The 19,905-nt window shown below is 51.2% G+C and carries 20 protein-coding genes and 1 other annotated feature; of the genes, 10 read left to right on the forward strand and 10 right to left on the reverse strand.

Going from position 1 to position 19,905, the window contains the following annotated elements; translation table 11 throughout:
* Positions 1-72: 72 nt before the first annotated feature.
* From recR to GHC22_RS17500, 5 genes are all read right to left on the reverse strand, one after another.
* Positions 73-678 (reverse strand): recombination mediator RecR, encoded by a 606-nt coding sequence (recR, locus tag GHC22_RS17480; protein WP_003831050.1) that lies wholly within the window; start codon positions 676-678, stop codon positions 73-75.
* Positions 678-1,007, reverse strand: coding sequence for a YbaB/EbfC family nucleoid-associated protein (locus GHC22_RS17485; protein ID WP_003021764.1), 330 nt, complete (start codon positions 1,005-1,007; stop codon positions 678-680). The genes recR and GHC22_RS17485 overlap by 1 nt, the downstream gene beginning before the upstream one ends.
* A 57-nt stretch (positions 1,008-1,064) precedes the next feature.
* A complete protein-coding gene (dnaX, locus tag GHC22_RS17490; protein WP_003831049.1) occupies positions 1,065-2,993 on the reverse strand; it encodes a DNA polymerase III subunit gamma/tau in 1,929 nt (642 codons plus the stop codon).
* Positions 1,668-1,732: a sequence feature (DnaX frameshifting element), on the reverse strand. It overlaps the preceding gene by 65 nt.
* Positions 2,994-3,203: 210 nt before the next feature.
* Positions 3,204-3,755, reverse strand: coding sequence for an adenine phosphoribosyltransferase (gene apt, locus GHC22_RS17495; protein ID WP_003021759.1), 552 nt, complete (start codon positions 3,753-3,755; stop codon positions 3,204-3,206).
* A 193-nt stretch (positions 3,756-3,948) separates the two neighbouring features.
* Positions 3,949-4,326 carry a DUF454 family protein gene (locus GHC22_RS17500; RefSeq protein ID WP_008783969.1) on the reverse strand — a complete coding sequence of 126 codons (378 nt, stop codon included), beginning with the start codon at positions 4,324-4,326 and terminating at the stop codon, positions 3,949-3,951.
* Between the two features lie 69 nt (positions 4,327-4,395).
* On the opposite strand from GHC22_RS17500, the gene priC reads away from it, so the two are divergent.
* The 3 genes from priC to GHC22_RS17515 all read left to right on the forward strand — a co-directional run bounded on the left by priC (position 4,396) and on the right by GHC22_RS17515 (position 6,098).
* Entirely contained in the window at positions 4,396-4,923 is a 528-nt protein-coding gene (priC, locus tag GHC22_RS17505) for a primosomal replication protein N'' (protein ID WP_008783968.1), read from the forward strand.
* A 14-nt stretch (positions 4,924-4,937) separates the two neighbouring features.
* Entirely contained in the window at positions 4,938-5,105 is a 168-nt protein-coding gene (gene rsmS / locus GHC22_RS17510) for a pleiotropic regulatory protein RsmS (RefSeq protein WP_065772037.1), read from the forward strand.
* A 69-nt stretch (positions 5,106-5,174) separates the two neighbouring features.
* Positions 5,175-6,098, forward strand: a complete 924-nt coding sequence (locus tag GHC22_RS17515; RefSeq protein ID WP_048214781.1) for an Rpn family recombination-promoting nuclease/putative transposase — start codon at positions 5,175-5,177, stop codon at positions 6,096-6,098.
* A 39-nt stretch (positions 6,099-6,137) separates the two neighbouring features.
* On the opposite strand, the gene mscK is transcribed toward GHC22_RS17515, so the two are convergent.
* Together mscK and acrR are read right to left on the reverse strand one after the other, a co-directional pair.
* Positions 6,138-9,503: a mechanosensitive channel MscK gene (gene mscK / locus GHC22_RS17520; protein WP_032942551.1), complete on the reverse strand. Its 3,366-nt coding sequence runs from the start codon at positions 9,501-9,503 to the stop codon at positions 6,138-6,140.
* A 128-nt stretch (positions 9,504-9,631) separates the two neighbouring features.
* A complete protein-coding gene (gene acrR, locus GHC22_RS17525; RefSeq protein ID WP_003831045.1) occupies positions 9,632-10,282 on the reverse strand; it encodes a multidrug efflux transporter transcriptional repressor AcrR in 651 nt (216 codons plus the stop codon).
* A 141-nt stretch (positions 10,283-10,423) separates the two neighbouring features.
* Here acrR and acrA point away from each other — a divergent pair, with 141 nt between their 5' ends.
* The 6 genes from acrA to GHC22_RS17555 all read left to right on the forward strand — a co-directional run bounded on the left by acrA (position 10,424) and on the right by GHC22_RS17555 (position 17,218).
* Entirely contained in the window at positions 10,424-11,617 is a 1,194-nt protein-coding gene (acrA, locus tag GHC22_RS17530) for a multidrug efflux RND transporter periplasmic adaptor subunit AcrA (RefSeq protein WP_020996573.1), read from the forward strand.
* A 22-nt stretch (positions 11,618-11,639) separates the two neighbouring features.
* Positions 11,640-14,789, forward strand: coding sequence for an efflux RND transporter permease AcrB (gene acrB, locus GHC22_RS17535; RefSeq protein ID WP_008783964.1), 3,150 nt, complete (start codon positions 11,640-11,642; stop codon positions 14,787-14,789).
* A gap of 488 nt (positions 14,790-15,277) precedes the next feature.
* Positions 15,278-15,652: an Hha toxicity modulator TomB gene (gene tomB, locus GHC22_RS17540; RefSeq protein WP_003021733.1), complete on the forward strand. Its 375-nt coding sequence runs from the start codon at positions 15,278-15,280 to the stop codon at positions 15,650-15,652.
* Between the two features lie 27 nt (positions 15,653-15,679).
* Positions 15,680-15,898 (forward strand): HHA domain-containing protein, encoded by a 219-nt coding sequence (locus tag GHC22_RS17545; protein ID WP_002892050.1) that lies wholly within the window; start codon positions 15,680-15,682, stop codon positions 15,896-15,898.
* A 181-nt stretch (positions 15,899-16,079) separates the two neighbouring features.
* Positions 16,080-16,631 (forward strand): maltose O-acetyltransferase, encoded by a 552-nt coding sequence (maa, locus tag GHC22_RS17550; RefSeq protein WP_003835924.1) that lies wholly within the window; start codon positions 16,080-16,082, stop codon positions 16,629-16,631.
* Positions 16,632-16,747: 116 nt separating this feature from the next.
* Positions 16,748-17,218, forward strand: coding sequence for a YlaC family protein (locus GHC22_RS17555; RefSeq protein ID WP_020996574.1), 471 nt, complete (start codon positions 16,748-16,750; stop codon positions 17,216-17,218).
* Between the two features lie 77 nt (positions 17,219-17,295).
* Here the strand turns inward: GHC22_RS17555 and ykgO are convergent, their stop codons facing one another.
* Entirely contained in the window at positions 17,296-17,436 is a 141-nt protein-coding gene (ykgO, locus tag GHC22_RS17560; RefSeq protein WP_005125190.1) for a type B 50S ribosomal protein L36, read from the reverse strand.
* Between the two features lies 1 nt (position 17,437).
* Entirely contained in the window at positions 17,438-17,698 is a 261-nt protein-coding gene (locus GHC22_RS17565; protein WP_153753648.1) for a type B 50S ribosomal protein L31, read from the reverse strand.
* 188 nt (positions 17,699-17,886) lie between these two features.
* Here GHC22_RS17565 and GHC22_RS17570 point away from each other — a divergent pair, with 188 nt between their 5' ends.
* Positions 17,887-19,440: an EAL domain-containing protein gene (locus tag GHC22_RS17570; protein ID WP_153753649.1), complete on the forward strand. Its 1,554-nt coding sequence runs from the start codon at positions 17,887-17,889 to the stop codon at positions 19,438-19,440.
* Positions 19,441-19,491: 51 nt separating this feature from the next.
* Here the strand turns inward: GHC22_RS17570 and GHC22_RS17575 are convergent, their stop codons facing one another.
* Positions 19,492-19,845, reverse strand: a complete 354-nt coding sequence (locus GHC22_RS17575) for a DUF1428 domain-containing protein (RefSeq protein WP_008783959.1) — start codon at positions 19,843-19,845, stop codon at positions 19,492-19,494.
* Positions 19,846-19,905 lie beyond the last annotated feature (60 nt).

Below are 19,905 nucleotides of genomic sequence, written 5' to 3' on the forward strand. Positions count from 1 at the left end.
ACACGTTGAGGGTGAAATGGGGACAAGCGGGAAGGATTTCAAGCGGAAGCCGCCGTCGCGGCCTCCGTTTGTTCAGAATTTAATCTTGTGTCGCCCTGCCAGAGAGTGCGACAGCGTGGTGCCATCGACCATTTCCAGCTCGCCGCCTACCGGAACGCCATGGGCGATACGGCTGGCTTCAACGCCATATTGCATGCAAAGCTCAGCAATATAGTTGGCGGTCGCCTCTCCTTCGACCGTGGGATTGGTCGCCAGGATCAGTTCGTTGATTTGCTCAGACTCCAGTCGCTGTTCGAGACGATCCAGCCCGATATCATCAGGGCCAATACCATCCAGCGGCGACAGGTGTCCCATCAGCACGAAGTAACGTCCGGAAAATTGCCCGGTTTGCTCAATGGCGTAGATGTCCGCCGGACTCTCCACCACACAAATCTGACCGTTTTCCTGGCGACGCGGGTTCGAGCAAATGTTGCAGACGTCTTGCTCTGTGAAGGTGCGGCAATCGGCACAATGGCCGATTTCCGACATTGCCTTCGTTAACGCCTGTGCCAGACGCATCCCGCCGCTGCGATCGCGCTGAAGTAGCGTGAACGCCATGCGCTGCGCCGACTTCGGGCCAACGCCCGGCAGACAGCGCAGTGCTTCCATAAGCTGAGTTAACAGCGGGCTGGTTTGCATCAGAACGGCATCTTAAAGCCAGGCGGCAGCTGCATTCCGGAGGAAACAGAGGCCATCTTCTCTTTCTGCGTCTCTTCAATGCGACGCGCCGCGTCGTTGAATGCCGCAGCAACCAGGTCTTCCAGCATTTCTTTGTCGTCTTCCAGCAAGCTTGGATCGATCTCCACGCGACGGCAGTTGTGCGCGCCGTTAATGGTCACTTTTACCAGACCCGCGCCAGATTCGCCGGTCACTTCCAGCTTGGCGACTTCTTCCTGCATCTGCTGCATTTTTTCTTGCATCTGCTGGGCCTGTTTCATCAGGTTACCCAGACCGCCTTTACCAAACATAGGCTTCTCTCTCAATCACGTTAAGGGATGACGACCGTCAAACCATTAGGCTCACGATCAAATGGGGCGAATACTCTCTTCGTCCAGCTCCGCATCGAAAAAACGACGCAGCGTCTGGATGTTATTATCCGCAATAATCGACTCACGCGCCTGCGCGAGTTTCTCTTCATAAATGGCCTGACGCCACTCCAGCGGCGTACGCACCGCTGGATTATCATCTTCAACGATGGTCAATTCAACCGTTGACCCCGTTAAGGAACTCAGTGCTTCAGCCAGTTTTTGCTGCGCGCCGCTGGAATTTAGGTGCCGCTGCGTGGAACGCAGGTGCAGGCAAACTACGTTGCCATTCTCTTCTTTCCAGGCATTAAGCGCCACCTGCTCCACCAGTTTAGGCAGCGAGAGCTGACTCACCTGGGCGGCCCACGGGTCACGTTCAATGGCTTCAGCCGCAAGCTTTGCCGCCAGTTCAGGCGTTTTTTCATGCTCAAGCGCTTTTTTCAGCGCTTTCGGCGTGGCAACGACTTCTTTAACTTCTGCAACAGGATTGGTCGCTTTCCAGCGATACGCTTCTTTCTTCGCCGGTGCTTTTTCCAGCGCAGAGACCGCCGGACGCGCCTGAACACGTTCCGACACCGAAGCCAGTCTTTCCAGCGCAGCATTATTCACCGGCCGCGCGCGGGAAGCGGCTGCCGGTTCACTCTTTTTTGCTTTGGTTGCTCCCTGAGCGCGTTGCAACTGGCTACGCGCCGCCAACACCTGACTGGTGGCATCGGAGAGCGGTACATTCTGTTGCTGTTGTGCAGGCGCAGGCTGCTGCTGCACCTGCGTCGGGGTCATCACCGCAGTGGGTGCGACCGGGGCAAACGACTGTCGTGGAACTTCAGGTTCCGGGAGCGGCATGCGCGGATGAAAAGCCAGCGCACGCAGCAGCGTCATTTCGACGCCCATTCGCCTGTCCGGCGCATACGGCAGTTCTTTGCGCCCGATTAACAAAGTTTGGTAGTAAAGCTGCACATCAGTTGGCGGAACAATTCGCGCCAGTTCACGCATACGCTGTTCAATGGCGGCCATATCGCTGCCGAGCGCGGCAGGCGAAAGCTGAACCATGGCAATACGATGCAGCAAAGCCGACATCTCAACCAGCAGCGCTTCCCATTCGATACCGCGCGCGGCGGCGTCGTTTACCAGCGCCATAACGCGTTCGCCGTCCGCAGCCACAACAGCTTCAACGAGCGAGAGCGCCTGGTCGTCATCCAGCGTGCCGAGCATGGTGCTGACCGCCTCGGTCGAGACCTGACCATCGCCGCTGGCGATCGCCTGATCGGTCAGGCTCAGCGCATCACGCAGGCTACCGTCCGCGGCGCGAGCCAGCAGTTGCAGTGCACGTGGTTCATGGGCGATATGCTCTTCTTTGAGGATATGCTCAAGCTGATGGCGAATCTGTTCGACATCCAACGCTTTAAGGTGGAATTGCAGACAGCGCGACAGGATAGTCACCGGCAGCTTCTGCGGATCGGTAGTCGCCAGCAGGAACTTAACGTGCGCGGGCGGCTCTTCGAGCGTTTTCAGCAAGGCATTAAAACTGTGGCGCGACAGCATGTGCACTTCGTCGATCAAGTAGACCTTAAAGCGACCGCGCGCAGGCGCATACTGGACGTTATCCAGCAGGTCACGGGTGTCTTCGACTTTGGTGCGTGAGGCGGCGTCGATTTCAATCAGATCGACAAAACGCCCCTGCTCGATTTCCCGGCAGTTATCGCACACGCCGCACGGCGTAGCGGTGATACCGGTTTCACAGTTTAATCCCTTCGCCAGTAAGCGGGCGATAGAGGTTTTCCCGACGCCACGGGTGCCGGAAAACAAATAAGCATGATGAATACGCCCTAACGACAAGCCGTTCGCCAGTGCCGTCAGCACATGTTCCTGGCCGACGACGTCAGCAAAGGTTTGTGGGCGCCATTTTCGGGCTAAGACCTGATAACTCATTGGCAGGCTCTGAAAGGCTGGAGGGTGGATTCACAGGGGGATAATGCTAACACAACCTCGCAGCGACGGCGAGGTTGACACGTTATATTCGGGCGTTATCGTTGCAGTCAGTTTGGTTTCGGGCAGCGCACAGAAACCGGAGCGTACACGCAGTACGTGAGGATTTCGAGCACTGACCGGGGCCAAAATGGCAAAAAAGATAGCCCTAAATTAGTGGCCCGGGAATGGAACCAGGCTATAACAGGTCAGCCCCTGTTTTTCCAGACGCTGTTCGCCGCCCAGATCAAACAGGTTAATGATAAAAGCAGCATCGGTAACTTCACCACCCAGACGGCGGATCAGCTTCACGGTCGCTTCAATCGTGCCACCAGTTGCCAGCAGGTCGTCCACAACCAGCACTTTATCGCCAGGTTTGATGGCATCAACGTGGATTTCCAGCTGATCGGTGCCGTACTCCAGCTCATAGGTCTCAGCAATAACTTCACGCGGAAGCTTACGGGGTTTGCGTACCGGAACAAAGCCGACGCCCAGACCCAACGCTACCGGCGCGCCAAACAGGAAGCCACGCGCTTCGGTGCCAACCACTTTAGTGATACCCGCATTTTTGTAGCGTTCAACCAGCAATTCAATGCTGAGGGCGTAGGCTTTCGGGTCTTCCAGTAAACTGGTGACATCACGAAAGAGAATGCCCGGTTTTGGGTAGTCGTGGATGCTTTTGATGCTATTTTTGAGAAACTCAAGCTGCTGTGCTGTCGCGGTCATAAGTTTGTGCCTGATTAATACAGTATTACTTCACGGCGCACTAAACACTTCATCCTCGACGAATCTTGAATGATTTTGTGTCTATATAAGAGCCAAGGTTACACTTGCTTAACCTTTGACCACCTGCGCCTGTGCTCGAAAACGGTCGAATTTACTGGCTGTGAGAGACAATTGCAACAGCGATTATTGCGCTTTACTGCTTTTGTTGTTTTTCATCAATCACCGGGATCCGCCACATAAAAATCAGTAAACAGGCGAGAATAACCAGCAGCAGGCCGCGCACCCACATCATATTGACCAGCCAGAGCGAAATACCAAACGTCACCAGGATCAACAAAATAGCGCGCGGTTTTGCTCCCGGCGGCATCGCACGGTGTTTTTGCCAGTGGCGCAAATACCCGCCGAACCACGAACGGTAAAGCAACCAGTCGTGAAAACGCGGCGATGAGCGGGCAAAACACCAGGCAGCCAGCAGTATAAACGGCGTCGTCGGCAACAGAGGCAATACTACGCCCAGCGTACCTAGCACTACCGCTATCCAGCCAATGATGATTAGAATAATGCGTTGCATAATATGAGTACTTAACACAGAGAATCGCTACTTTAGCATAACGGTTCTCATTTTCATCGGAGTGTTGTTGTGAAAACCGCCATGCTGTTACAGACGCTCGAAAACCAGCTTAACCGCTTGCGACAACATTGCGCCCCGCTGGCGCACCACACAACGCTTAGCGCCCGCTTTGACAGGCATCTGTTTCACACGCGCAGTACGTTGCTGCAGGCCTGTCTGGATGAGGCTGACGATAATCTTACTGCCCTGCGTCGCGCCGTTGAGCAGCAGCAACTCCCACAAATCACCTGGCTTGCGGAACACCTTGCCTCACAGTTAGAGGCGATTTCACGTGAAACCGCCAGTTGGTCCCTTCGAGAGTGGGACAGCGCATCTCCAGGTCTTGCGCGCTGGCAGCGCAAGCGAGTACAACACCAGGAGTTTGAACGCCGTCTGGTTGAAATGACGCGAGAACGCAAAGAGCGCCTGGCTCAGGCTACCGGCTTTGAAGAACAGCAAAAACTGCATCGTGAAGTAGAAGCATTCGAGGCGCGACTGGCGCGCTGTCGCCATGCTCTGGCAAGAATAGAAAACGTGCTGGCGCGTTTAACCCGTTAATCCCCGGAGAATTTATGTCATTAGAGAACGCCCCGGACGAGGTCAAACTGGCCGTCGATTTGATTGTTTTACTTGAGGAAAATCAGCTACCAGCACGAACGGTGCTACGCGCGCTGGAGATCGTCATGCGTGATTATGAAAACAAACTTAAAACTGCGGAAGGCACCTCGCAAACTGATTAATTGCCCTCTGGTCTGCCATTGGCTTCGGTGTCAGAGTCGTCGCAACATCACGACGATAACGGACAGATCATGGAACGACTCCCCACCACACCCCACGACGCGGTCTTTCGGCAAATGCTGACGCAAAAGGAAGTTGCCCGAGATTTTTTGCAGATCCATTTGCCTGAAGCATTTCTCAATATATGCGATATGGATACATTAACGCTGGAATCAGGCAGCTTTATTGAGGACGATTTACATACCAGCTATTCAGATATCCTCTATTCCCTGCAAACAACACATGGACCCAGCTACGTTTACGCACTGATTGAACATCAGAGTAAGCCCGATAAATTCATGGCCTTTCGCCTGATGCGCTACGCAATTGCCGCCATGCAACACCATCTTAACGCCGGGCATAAGACATTACCTCTGGTCGTTCCTATCCTGTTTTACCATGGTATGGAAAGTCCGTGGCCTTATACCCTTAACTGGCATCACCTGTTTAGCGAACCAAAGCTTGCGAAAGCGCTTTACGGCAATGAATTTACACTGGTAGACCTGACCGTAATGCCAGATAATCAGATCTTGCAGCATCAACGGGTAGCGATGCTGGAACTCCTGCAAAAACATATTCGTCGACGGGATCTGAGTGAGCTATTGGATCAACTGGTCACACTCTTAACACAAGAGCATCTGACAGAATATCAAATCGACGTTTTGATTAATTACATGCTTAAAGCAGGAAATACCACGGAACCCGGCGTACTTGTCCGCCATCTGGCGCAGAGTGCGCCACAGTACAAGGAACAGCTGATGACGATTGCCGAATGGTTGGAAGAAAAAGGCAGAGTGGAAGGCATACAACAAGGGCTGGAAAAAGGGTTAGAAGAAGGTCGGCAGGTTGAAGCGCGTAATATCGCACAAAAAATGCTCGCCCGCGGCCTGGAACTGGAGCTGATTACGCACCTTACAGGCCTGACGCAGGAAGAACTGGTCGCGCTGGCGCACTAAATGCAATCAGGGCGGCAAATATGCCGCCCTGATTGCAACTTAACCTACCGAAGGCGTCGGATCATCACCTTTAATGATGTCACGCTTAACCTCGGTCACGGTATCACCTTTCGCGTTATGCAGGTGCACTTCGAGCTGGTTAAAGGCGATATCAATGTCGTTTTCACGGCATAAACGATCGACCGCACGGTTCAGTTCATCAACCGTGTGGCTACGATCGCGCAGTTCACGTACGTATAATCGCAGTTCATGATCCAGCGTGCTGGCGCCGAAGGCGGTAAAGAACACCGCAGGCTCTGGATCGTGCATCACTTTCGGGTGTTCCATCGCCGCCTGCAACAGCACTTTCTTCACTTTATCCAGATCCGAACCGTAGGCCACGCCGATGCGGATCACCAGGCGCGTGGTGGTATCGGAAAGCGACCAGTTGATCAAACGCTCCGTCACAAATGCTTTGTTCGGGATGATCACCTCTTTGCGATCGAAGTCGGTAATGGTGGTGGCACGGATACGGATCTTGCTGACCGTTCCTGAGAACGTACCGATAGTCACGGTATCGCCGATGCGGACCGGGCGTTCAAACAGAATAATCAGACCCGAAACAAAGTTACCGAAGATTTCCTGCAAGCCAAAACCAAGACCAACCGACAGGGCTGCTGCCAGCCACTGTAGCTTATCCCATGAAACACCGAGCGATCCGAAGACCGTCATCGCGCCGATGGCGATGATCGCGTAGTTAAGGATCGTGGTGATCGCATACGAAGCGCCCTGACGCATCTTCAGTCGCGACAGCACCAGCACTTCCAGCAGGCCGGGTAAGTTACGGATCAGCGCCCACGCGACCATTGACGCAATAATCGCAAACAGCAGGCTGCCCATGGTGACGTCTTTCACCACCGCAGCTCCCGCTTCGGTGCCGTTGTAATGCCAGAGCGTAATGCTATCGAGGTAGCTGAATACAGTTATCAAATCAGACCAAATAGCCCAGAACAGAACACCAAACAGGGCAACCATTACCAGCATGGTGATGCGCAGCGTTTGCTGGTTCACCTGCTCAAGCGCAATGGTCGGTTCTTCCTGCGGCTCGGCTCCTTCCGCCCCTTCTTTCACCAGGTTCTGACGACGCGCTAAGGCACGGCGCCAGGCGATACGCCGTGCCGCCACGCTCAATCCACGCAGTACCGTCTGATACAGCAGGTTCCAGAGGATAACCAGATAGACCGTTTCAATCCAACGACCGGCCAGGCGCAACGTGGTGTAGAAATACCCTGTCGCCGTCAGCACCATTAATGCAATCGGGATAATTGAGAGGACAGTAATGGTAACCAGACGCAAGCCATGCGACTCTTTGTCGCGCCAGCTTTCACGACACATTGGCCATACCAGGAAGGCGATCAGCAGCAGGTTGAGGAAAATAACTACCTGACCCAGCACATCGTCCATCAAATTAAGCGGTGACAGCTCAGCAATGACCGACCAGAAGTTGAGCGGTAACAGCGCCAGGCTAATACGCACGATCTGGCGGCGCCAGTGGCTGGTCTGCTTCGCTGGCATACCAAAATGACGAATTGCCACGCCATCTTTTTCCAGCACCTTCCAGCACAGACCAAACACCAGCCAGAAGACTGTCATCTTCTTACTGAACGCCCACAGCAGGTCGCTGATATTCAACTGCATGGTAAGCAGAATCAGGCCCACGGCGAGGATAATCAGGCACGCCGGCAACGCTCGGATCAGATCGATCAGAATCGCTTTTGGCGTATTGAGCTGACTGTCATTACGCAGATTCCCTACTGCGGCGGCTAATTTCGCCTGATACTCTTTCAACCATTTCAAACGCCAGCGGATTAACCCGGCAATAAGCAGCAGCGGTAGCCCCGCCAGGAACGCAATAAAGACGGCGGGCCAGGCTTTTTCCCAGTTCACCGTGATTTTCATCGACTTAAACTGGTCTTTTAGCGTTTGCGGGAAGGCTTTGATCCAGTCCCAGTCCATCGGACGGTTACTATTAACCCAGAAGATTTGCTGCGTGAGGATCCCTTTCAGGTTCTTCGACACGCTCATTAGCTGCTGTTGATTGATTTGCAGGTTAATCGCCATCATCAACTGGTTGCCCAGCTGCTTGTTCAGCTGATCCAACAGTTCACGGCGCATATCCACAACCTGCAGCAGGGCATCATGGACTTCACCATTCACTTCGTTGCTGTGCCCTTCTTCCAGTTTGGCGACAAACGCATCGTTCTGGAATAGCGCATCACGCTGCTGGTTGATTTCAAACTGCTCCAGACGCAAATCAGCGATCCGGTTAGTCATATCGGCAAGTTCATCCGCCGACGGCAGTGTTTGTTGTTGCTGATACAGAATACGCGACAGCAGCAGACTGCCTTTCAGGACGGCGATCTGTTCTTTAATGTTGCGTTCGGATTGCAGCGCGCGGTCAAGCCAGTTTTTGACTTTGATATTCTGCTGCATCAGGTTGTTGCCGTTTTCGGTCGCGGCAATCAGACGCTGGCTGAGCTGATGGTTAACGTCCAGTTCCTGCTTCACTAACGGGTTTGACTGAATACGTTCGGCTTCATCCGGCGTTACCGCTTCCTGAGCCGTCTTTTCGGTTAACGTCAGTCGTTTGCTGTTCACCGCTTCTTGCAGAAGCTGGAGCTGATGTTCAAGCCGGTTACTGTTAGCTGTTACGTAATCACGTTGTTTTTGCAAGGTATCCTGCAAAACAGTATTACCTTCGAGGCTCTTACGCTGTTGGTCGATCTGCGCACTCAGCAGCGCCTGCTGTGCCTGCAGCAACACCTGCTGACTGGGGCGTAACGCAGCCTCTCCCACATTGTTGCCATCGAGTCGATTACGAATTTGCTGCATTTGCTGCGACGCGGTGTACATCGCATTCTGCACACGCTCTGGCTGCGTCTGGAGCGACACCAGTTGGCTGTTGTAAGCTGCAAGATCGTTTTGCGCACTTTGCAGGTCATCCAAAACCTGTGCCACGCGCGACTCAAGCTGTCGCAAGGAGAGTGTACTCAGCGTTTTTCGCGTTTCATCGTCGTTATCGACATCGCTGAGCGAATTCAGCGCATCCGTCGCCTGACGCATTTTCTCCGGTGCCTGGGCAACTTTCTGGCGAAGCTGTACGGTCTCATCTTTCACGCGATCGATTTTATCCAACGTGGCGATGGTATCGATGAGATCCTGTTGGACCAGCTTATCCTGCGCGGAGAGATCTTTTTGTTTACTCAGTGCGTCCAGTTGGCTCTGAATATCCGCTTTCGTCGGCAGTTCACCACTCTGTTGCGCCCGCGCAAAAGCAGACGACTGGCAAGATAGCAAGAGAATGAAGAAAAGAATGGTAATAGCAATAAGATGCTGTGAACGTTTATAGAGCTGCAACATAGTCATGAGAATGAACGTTTCTGAACCGGAAAAGTGACCGAAAATAGTCAAGCGGCAAGAATATCACGGCTGTGACCGGTAGAATAGCAGCAGGCAAAACGACCAGGAGAATTCCTGGTACAGGCCCAAAACGTTTAGTGGATTTCCGCCACGCCAAGCCGCAGAGTTGGGCACATAAGGCACATCTCCAGCAGCACAGCCACGTATTCCCGAGCTTCTTTTTTCAGATCAAACGATTCGGGGGCAAATAACCAGTTTTCTATGATTCCGGTAATATAGCTGCGCAACAGGACCGCCACGCGACGGGTGTTCAGGTTTTCCGGCAGCATATTGGCATCCATACAGTGCCGCAATGTTTGTTCAATACGATCGTAATTTTCAATACAAAGATGGCGTTGAGCTAACTGAACAGAGGCCATTTCCCCGACAAATTCGCATTTGTGGAATATAATTTCCAGCAACAAACGTCGGCGTTCTTCTGTCACGGTAGCTTCAAGAACGTAAATTAAAATTTCTCTTAATACTGATAGTGGATCGTCGGGGAATTTTGCCTGATACTCAGTCTCTAACTCATCAATGTTAGGTTTTGCTAGCTCCCAGATTTCACTGAATAAATCCGACTTGTTTTTGAAATGCCAATAGATTGCGCCGCGCGTGACACCAGCGGCTTTTGCGATCTCCGCAAGCGAGGTGGATGATACCCCTTGTTGCGAAAACAAATGCAGAGCAACATCGAGAATATGCTGTCGTGTTTCCTGTGCTTGTTGTTTGGTTTTTCGTGCCATATGTCAGTGAATTTACAGGCGTTAGATTTACATACATTTGTGAATGTATGTACCATAGCACGACGATAATATAAACGCAGCAATGGGTTTATGGGCTTTAAGCCATTGATCAATTTGAAATCGGACACTCGAGGTTTACATATGAACAAAAACAGAGGGTTAACGCCTCTGGCAGTCGTTCTGATGCTCTCAGGCAGCTTAGCGCTAACAGGATGTGACGACAAACAGGCCCAACAAGGGGGCCAGCAGATGCCAGAGGTTGGAGTTGTTACGCTCAAAACTGAACCTCTACAGATAACAACTGAGCTTCCGGGTCGCACCAGTGCGTTTCGCATTGCAGAAGTTCGTCCTCAGGTTAGCGGTATTATCCTGAAGCGTAATTTCACGGAAGGTGGCGATATCGAAGCGGGTGTATCTCTCTATCAGATTGATCCTGCGACTTACCAGGCCGCTTATGAAAGCGCAAAAGGTGATCTGGCCAAAGCACAAGCCGCAGCAAATATCGCTCAACTGACGGTTAAACGTTATCAGAAACTGTTGGGTACCAAGTACATCAGTCAACAGGATTACGATAGCGCGCAGGCAGACGCACAGCAGGCAAACGCCGCCGTTGTCGCCGCGAAAGCCGCGGTAGAAACTGCACGCATCAATCTGGCCTATACCAAAGTGACGTCGCCGATCAGCGGCCGCATTGGTAAATCATCCGTTACGGAAGGTGCTCTGGTGCAAAACGGTCAAGCGACCGCGCTGGCGACCGTTCAACAGTTGGACCCGATCTACGTGGACGTGACGCAGTCAAGCAACGACTTCCTGCGCCTGAAGCAAGAGCTGGCCAACGGCACGCTGAAGCAAGAGAACGGCAAAGCGAAAGTCGAACTGGTAACCAATGACGGCATTAAATTCCCGCAGTCCGGTACGCTGGAGTTTTCTGATGTTACGGTTGATCAAACTACCGGGTCGATTACGTTACGCGCCATCTTCCCTAACCCGGATCACACCTTACTGCCGGGTATGTTCGTCCGCGCACGTCTGGAAGAAGGGATTAACCCAACGGCATTACTGGTTCCACAGCAAGGCGTTACCCGTACACCGCGTGGCGATGCCAGTGCATTGGTTATCGGTGCAGACAATAAAGTTGAAACTCGTCAAATTGTCGCCGCACAAGCGATTGGCGACAAATGGTTAGTCACTGATGGACTTAAGCCGGGCGACCGCGTGATTGTCACTGGGCTGCAGAAAGTACGTCCTGGCGCGCAGGTAAAAGCGCAGGAAATCACCGCTGATAACAACCAGCAAGGCCAAAGCGGTAGCCAGCCTGAACAGTCCAAGTCTTAACTTAAACAGGAGCCGTTAAGACATGCCTAATTTCTTTATCGATCGCCCAATATTTGCGTGGGTGATCGCCATTATCATCATGTTGGCAGGGGGGCTCGCGATCCTCAAATTGCCGGTAGCGCAATATCCAACTATTGCACCGCCAGCAGTGACGATCTCCGCGACCTACCCTGGCGCTGATGCCAAAACAGTACAGGATACTGTTACGCAGGTTATCGAACAGAACATGAACGGTATCGATAACCTGATGTACATGTCCTCTAACAGTGACTCCACGGGTACCGTGCAGATCACCCTAACCTTCCAGTCTGGTACTGATGCGGATATCGCGCAGGTACAGGTGCAGAACAAACTGCAGCTGGCCATGCCGTTGCTGCCTCAGGAAGTACAGCAACAAGGGGTTAGCGTTGAGAAGTCATCCAGCAGCTTCCTGATGGTTGTCGGTGTTATCAACACCAACGGCACCATGACGCAGGAGGATATTTCCGACTACGTTGGCGCCAACATGAAGGATGCCATCAGCCGTACTTCAGGTGTGGGTGATGTTCAGCTGTTCGGTTCTCAGTACGCGATGCGTATCTGGATGGATCCGAACAAACTGAACAACTTCCAGCTGACGCCGGTTGATGTAATCAGCGCCATCAAAGCGCAGAACGCCCAGGTTGCAGCCGGTCAGTTAGGTGGTACACCACCGGTGAAAGGCCAACAGCTTAACGCGTCAATCATCGCGCAAACCCGTCTGACCTCCGCTGATGAGTTCAGCAAAATTCTGCTGAAAGTGAATCAGGATGGTTCCCAGGTTCGTCTGCGTGACGTGGCGAAAGTGGAACTGGGCGGTGAGAACTACGACATCATTGCGAAGTTCAACGGTAAACCGGCATCCGGTCTGGGTATCAAGCTGGCGACAGGTGCTAACGCCCTGGATACAGCAAACGCTATCCGCGATGAACTGAAGAAGATGGAACCGTTCTTCCCGTCAGGTCTGAAGATCGTTTACCCGTATGACACCACGCCGTTCGTGAAAATCTCTATTCACGAAGTAGTGAAAACGCTGGCGGAAGCAATCATCCTCGTGTTCCTGGTAATGTATCTGTTCCTGCAGAACTTCCGCGCGACGCTGATTCCGACTATCGCCGTGCCGGTGGTGCTCTTGGGTACGTTTGCCGTCCTTGCGATTTTCGGCTTCTCGATAAACACCCTGACGATGTTCGGGATGGTGCTCGCCATCGGCCTGCTGGTGGATGATGCCATCGTTGTGGTCGAGAACGTTGAACGTGTAATGGCTGAGGAAGGACTACCGCCGAAGGAAGCAACGCGTAAATCAATGGGCCAGATTCAGGGCGCACTGGTGGGTATCGCGATGGTACTGTCAGCGGTATTTATCCCAATGGCGTTCTTCGGGGGTTCTACCGGTGCAATTTACCGTCAGTTCTCCATCACCATTGTTTCCGCGATGGCGTTGTCTGTACTGGTGGCATTGATTCTGACCCCTGCCCTGTGTGCGACCATGCTCAAACCGATTGCTAAAGGCGATCACGGAGAAGGCAAAAAAGGCTTCTTCGGCTGGTTTAACCGCATGTTCGATAAGAGTACGCACCATTACACCGATAGCGTAGGCGGTATTCTGCGCAGCACCGGTCGTTATCTGGCGCTGTATCTGATCATCGTTGTGGGCATGGCCTATCTGTTCGTTCGTCTGCCAAGTTCGTTCCTGCCAGATGAAGATCAGGGGGTATTCCTGTCTATGGCTCAGTTGCCAGCGGGTGCAACGCAAGAGCGTACCCAGAAGGTGCTGGACGAAATGACGGATTACTATCTGACCAAAGAAAAAGCGAACGTTGAATCGGTGTTTGCCGTTAACGGCTTCGGTTTTGCAGGTCGTGGTCAGAACACCGGTATCGCATTCGTCTCTTTGAAAGACTGGAGTGAACGTCCAGGTAAAGAGAACAAAGTTGAAGCGATTACTCAACGTGCAATGGGCGCATTCTCGCAGATCAAAGACGCGATGGTCTTTGCCTTTAACCTGCCAGCGATTGTGGAGTTAGGGACCGCGACCGGTTTTGACTTCCAGTTGATTGACCAGGCAGGTCTGGGCCATGAGAAGCTGACTCAGGCGCGTAACCAACTGTTTGGTGAAGTCGCGAAGCATCCTGATCTGTTGGTCGGTGTTCGTCCTAACGGTCTGGAAGATACGCCGCAGTTCAAGATCGATATCGATCAGGAAAAAGCGCAGGCTCTGGGCGTTTCCATTAGTGATATTAATACAACGCTGGGTGCAGCATGGGGCGGAAGCTACGTGAATGACTTCATCGACCGTGGTCGTGTGAAGAAAGTTTACGTCATGTCTGAAGCGAAATACCGTATGTTGCCGGAAGATATTGGAAACTGGTATGTCCGCGGCAGCGATGGACAGATGGTACCGTTCTCCGCCTTCTCTACCTCACGTTGGGAATACGGTTCACCGCGTCTGGAACGCTATAACGGTCTGCCGTCCATGGAAATCTTAGGTCAGGCCGCTCCGGGTAAAAGTACCGGTGAAGCCATGGCCATGATGGAGCAACTGGCCAGCAAACTGCCATCCGGTATCGGTTATGACTGGACCGGTATGTCCTACCAGGAACGACTGTCCGGCAACCAGGCCCCTGCCCTGTATGCCATTTCATTGATCGTCGTGTTCTTGTGTCTGGCAGCGCTGTACGAGAGCTGGTCAATTCCGTTCTCCGTAATGCTGGTTGTACCGCTGGGTGTTATCGGTGCATTGCTGGCAGCAACGTTCCGCGGCCTGACCAACGACGTTTACTTCCAGGTAGGCCTGCTCACAACCATTGGGTTGTCGGCGAAGAACGCGATACTTATCGTCGAATTCGCCAAAGACTTGATGGATAAAGAGGGTAAAGGTCTGATAGAGGCGACGCTGGACGCAGTACGCATGCGTTTACGTCCAATCCTGATGACGTCACTGGCCTTTATTCTGGGCGTAATGCCGCTGGTCATCAGTTCCGGCGCAGGTTCCGGTGCACAGAACGCCGTTGGTACTGGCGTAATGGGCGGGATGGTGACGGCAACCGTGTTGGCGATCTTCTTTGTTCCGGTGTTCTTTGTGGTGGTACGCCGCCGCTTTAGCCGCAAAAATGAAGATATTGAGCATAGCCACTCAGTAGAGCATCATTGATACATCTCTAAAGATAAGGCCGCGCAAGCGGCCTTTTTTCTGGAAAAATCATAAAAATCACTTATTGCCATTCCGTTTATTTTCTATCGGATAAATAAGCGATATAATCCTTGCAGCCTTAAAGGCTATTCTTAAAAAAACAGCGAGAGTTCTTATTTACTTTAATAAATATTAAGATTAATCCTATCCACTGGTTCACATTGTCGGTTGTTGCCTTTCGTTGCTAAACCTAAACAAGATAACCCGATGATTGCCCGAAGAATAAAGAAATTGTCCCATTTCGAATAGCGGCATTTATCTGTTAAAATGTAAAAATGACGTAGCATCATAATTTTACATAATTGTAATTTTTCGTGATATGACGATGAAATCTTTTTTAGAGTAGATTATAGTTAAATCATCAGGAGTCGCGGGCAAGTTCCAGGTAGTTGTTGTATCCATCCCGAAAGGTGTTCGGTTAGTTTAAGCCACTAAGAAGGGGATGCGTTATGGATGAATACTCACCCAAAAGACATGATATCGCGCAGCTTAAATTTCTCTGCGAAACTCTGTATCATGACTGTCTTGCAAACCTTGAACAAAGTAACCATGGCTGGGTTAATGACCCTACCTCTGCAACCAGCTTGCAGCTCAATGAACTGATAGAGCATATTGCAACCTTCGCACTTAATTATAAAATTAAGTACAATGAGGACAATAAGCTGATCGCGCAGATAGATGAATACCTGGATGACACTTTTATGTTGTTCAGCAGTTATGGTATTAATACGCAGGATCTGCAGAAATGGCGGAAGTCAGGTAATCGACTGTTTCGCTGTTTTGTCAATGCCACCAGGGCTAATCCTGTTAGTTTGTCTTGTTAAAAATTATTACAATCATAGGTAAGAGTTATGTCCGATAAACCATTAACTAAAACAGATTATTTGATGCGCCTGCGACGTTGCCAGACAATTGATACGCTAGAGCGCGTTATTGAAAAAAATAAATATGAATTGTCCGACAACGAACTGGCTGTATTTTACTCAGCAGCAGATCATCGCCTTGCTGAATTGACCATGAATAAGCTTTACGACAAGATTCCAACTTCTGTTTGGAAATTCATTCGCTAATTGCACTCAAGGTTAAGTCAGGTATAGCGGTACCGTTGTCTGGCTGACCATTTTCGTATTTACAATGGTTATTTAATTCAAATCGCGTGACTATGATCACAGCAAAGAAGCGGGAACGTTCCCCTTGTTTGCATTACGTTTTACTGTGCTGAAATAACCTTCAGTACACAGGGAATTCGTAATGCGTAATGAAAAGCAAAAAATGATCGCCGGCGAATACTATCGCCCGGCAGATGAAACGCTGCGCAGTGACCGACTACGCGCTCGTCAGTTGATCCATCGCTACAACCTCACCGCTCCCGATGAAAAAAATGAGCGTCAGGCAATCCTGCACGATCTGTTAGGTCAGAGTGAGGGAGCCTATATTGAACCCTCTTTCCGTTGTGATTACGGTTATAACATCTATCTTGGTAAAGACTTTTACGCTAATTTCGACTGCGTTATGCTCGACGTTTGTCCAATTCATATTGGCGACAACTGCATGCTGGCACCAGGCGTTCATATCTACACCGCGACCCATCCGCTGGATGCTACCGAGCGCAACAGTGGCCTGGAGTTCGGAAAGCCCGTGACTATCGGCAATAATGTCTGGATAGGTGGCCGTGCAGTGATCAATCCCGGCGTCACGCTGGGCGATAACGTGGTTGTGGCATCAGGCGCAGTGGTCACTAAAAGCGTTCCGGCAAACACCGTGGTTGGGGGCAATCCCGCAAGGATCATCAAAACGCTGTGATCTTAAATGTAACTGTTATGCTAAATTGCGGTTAATCTGTTACTTTCATCAAAGGGTATCCCCTTTTAAAATAGGGCGATCCCTCCTGAATTTTGCAGATATCACGAAGGCAAGAGATGACAGAAATACAGCGCCTGCTTACTGAAACAATCGACGACTTAAATATTCGCGAGAAGCGCGACAACAAACCGCGCTTTAGCATCAGCTTTATTCGCAAACACCCAGGGCTGTTTATCGGCATGTATGTTGCGTGGTTTGCCACGTTGGCGGTGATGCTACAGTCAGAAACGTTAGTCGATTCAGTATGGCTGCTGGTGGTGCTGTTCGTTGTACTCAACGGCTTTTTCTTTTTCGACGTTGCGCCACGATACCGCTTTGAAGATATCGACGTTCTGGATTTTAGAGTTTGCTATAACGGAGAATGGTACAACACTCGCTTTGTCCCCTCCTCTCTCATCGATACTATCCTGCACTCACCGTCCGTGGATAGCGAACATAAAGCACAGCTGCAAAAGATGATATCGCGCAAAGGCGAACTCTCGTTTTACGATGTTTTTACGCTTACCCGCGCCCAGACCAGCCAGTAACGGCATCTCAGCACAGATAAAAAAGTGCGTTCCTGCGAAGGTAACGCACTTTAATCCCTGAAATGCTGGCAAAGAAACTAACGTCTTTTTTTACGCCCCTGTACTGCTTTAAAGCGCGGATTCGTTTTGCAGATAACGTACAAACGCCCTTTGCGTTTTACTATCTGGCAGTCAGGATGGCGCTGTTTTGCGCTGCGAAGTGAATTGAGTACCTGCATTTTAACCCCGCTTAACGCCAATAAAATGACCAAAACGTTTTTGGAAACGTGCTGCACTACCTTCATTATCAAAGTTTTTTTGTTTCCCGGTATAGTACGGATGTGATTTAGAAGAGATATCGAGGGTCACGTACGGGTACATTTTCCCCTCAAACTCAATTTCACGCTCAGTCTTGATGGTCGAACCGACCTTAAAGAATTCATTGGCACTGGTATCGTGAAACACGACGGTACGGTAAAAAGGATGAATATCCGGTTTCATGGCAACCTCAATTTGTTACGTTATAACATAACTATCAAAATACACCTCTCTTGTACAAACCACAACCTGATTTACGCTACAGGGAGTCAAACGGGAGGATAAGTGGCCGTAAATATATGATGCCAATCGAATAGCTTTTTGGGGTTTCGGATATACTTTCCCTACGCTGTGTAAATAAGGATATCACTGTGACAACACGACATTTGATAAGCCTGGTGGCTGGGGTACTGTTCCTTTCCATCCTCGCGCCTGTAGGTTTAAGCCTGTGGCTGGCACATCGTCAGGTCGAAACGAAATTTATCGATGAACTCGATATGTTCTCAACTCGAGTCGCATTACGTACGGAACGCGTAGGCGAGCAGGCGAAAAAAGCATTACGCAATATTGAAGCTTTTCAGGGAGTGCCTTGCAGTGACGAGCATTTGCTGGAAATGCGTCGTTTGTCCTATAGCTACCGCTATATTCAGGAAGTGCTGTACCTCAAAGATAATGTTCCGCAATGCTCATCTCTGGAAAAAAGAAGCCAGGCAGACGCATTTCCACCCGCAATGAAAGTCACGCCTGATGGATATCGCGCATGGCTTACCACGCAAAATGATTTGGGCATCAAGCGCTTTATGGCAGCATTAGGGAGCGAACATTATGTTGTGATGGTCGATCCGGGTTCTTTCATTGACGTCATCCCTTTTGGCTCATGGCCGATTGAAGTGACTATCATTGGCACCGTGCGCAACGTCGTGGTTGCCAGTAGCGCCGATCTGCCATCGGACGTTTTGCAGCATGTAAAACAAGAGAGCTCGATTACCCATTTTCAGAAGGATGGTAATATTTTTAACGCTCGCCCCTTCCCGGAACTGGGTATCACGATCGTAACCTGGGCATCTACCCAGCCGTTACAAAAAACCTGGCACCGACAGGCGCTGATCTGGCTTCCGGCAGGCATTCTTATCGGATTGCTCACCGCCGCCTTTGTTTTGCGCATTTTGCGCCGCTTACAGTCGCCCCATCACCAATTACAGGACGCTATCCAGCATCGGGATATCAAGGTCTACTACCAACCGATTATCTCGCTCAAAACGGGAAAAGTCGTCGGGGCTGAAGCACTGGCTCGCTGGCAACAGGCTGACGGAAGTTATCTGTCGCCGGAAATTTTCGTCGCGCTGGCGCAAGAAACCGGGCTGACAGAGCCTCTCACACGGTTGATTATTGAAAGCGTATTTGAAGATTTAGGTAAATGGCTGCGTCAGCATCCGGAGCAGCATATATCCATCAACCTTGAGTCAGCCGATCTGGCCTCCGAAACGCTTCCTGCTCTGTTAAGTCAGAAAGTGAACCACTGGCAACTTAAGCCTACGCAAATCGCGCTGGAACTAACCGAACGCGAGTTTGCCGACCCGAAAAACAGCGCGCCGTTTATTGCTAAATACCGTCAGGCAGGCCACTCGATCTATATCGATGATTTTGGCACCGGCTATTCCAGCCTGAGCTATTTACAGGATCTGGATGTCGATATCCTGAAGATAGACAAATCGTTCGTTGATGCACTGGAGTACAACAACGTGACGCCACATATTATCGAGATAGCGAAAACGTTGAAGCTGGAGATGGTGGCGGAAGGTATCGAAACCGAGAATCAGGAAGCCTGGCTACGCCAGCACGGCGTCCAGTACGGTCAGGGCTGGCTTTACAGCAAAGCCCTGCCGAAGGCGGAATTTATTCTGTGGGCAGAAAAACGGCTTTAACATTGCTGTTGATGTTGAGATGGCTGGCGGCACGCCGCACAGCCAGTCACATCACTCTTCCATAATGGGCGCAAATCCACCGTAGATCATTCGCTTGCCATCAAATGGCATAGATTCACCGAACTCCTTCATACGGGGATCGGACATCATCTTCTGATTCGCCGCATCGCGGACCTCTTTGGAAGGGTATTCAATCCAGCTGAATACCACTTCTTCATGCTCCTGTGCTTTCACAGCCATGCGAAAATCGGTCAGTTTGCCGTCGGGGACATCATCTGCCCAGCACTCCACTACGCGCAATGCACCGAACTCCTTGAAAAGCGGAGCTGCTTTTGCCGCCATCGCAATGTACGCCTCCTTGTTTTCAGCGGGTACGGCAACCACAAAGCCATCAACATACTTCATGAGAAAAACCTCCGAAGTGTACTGCGCGGCAAGCCGATTCCGGCCGCGTCAGTCGAGGTT

The organism is Citrobacter sp. H12-3-2 (genome assembly GCF_009649895.1).
GTDB classification, from domain to species: domain Bacteria; phylum Pseudomonadota; class Gammaproteobacteria; order Enterobacterales; family Enterobacteriaceae; genus Citrobacter; species Citrobacter portucalensis.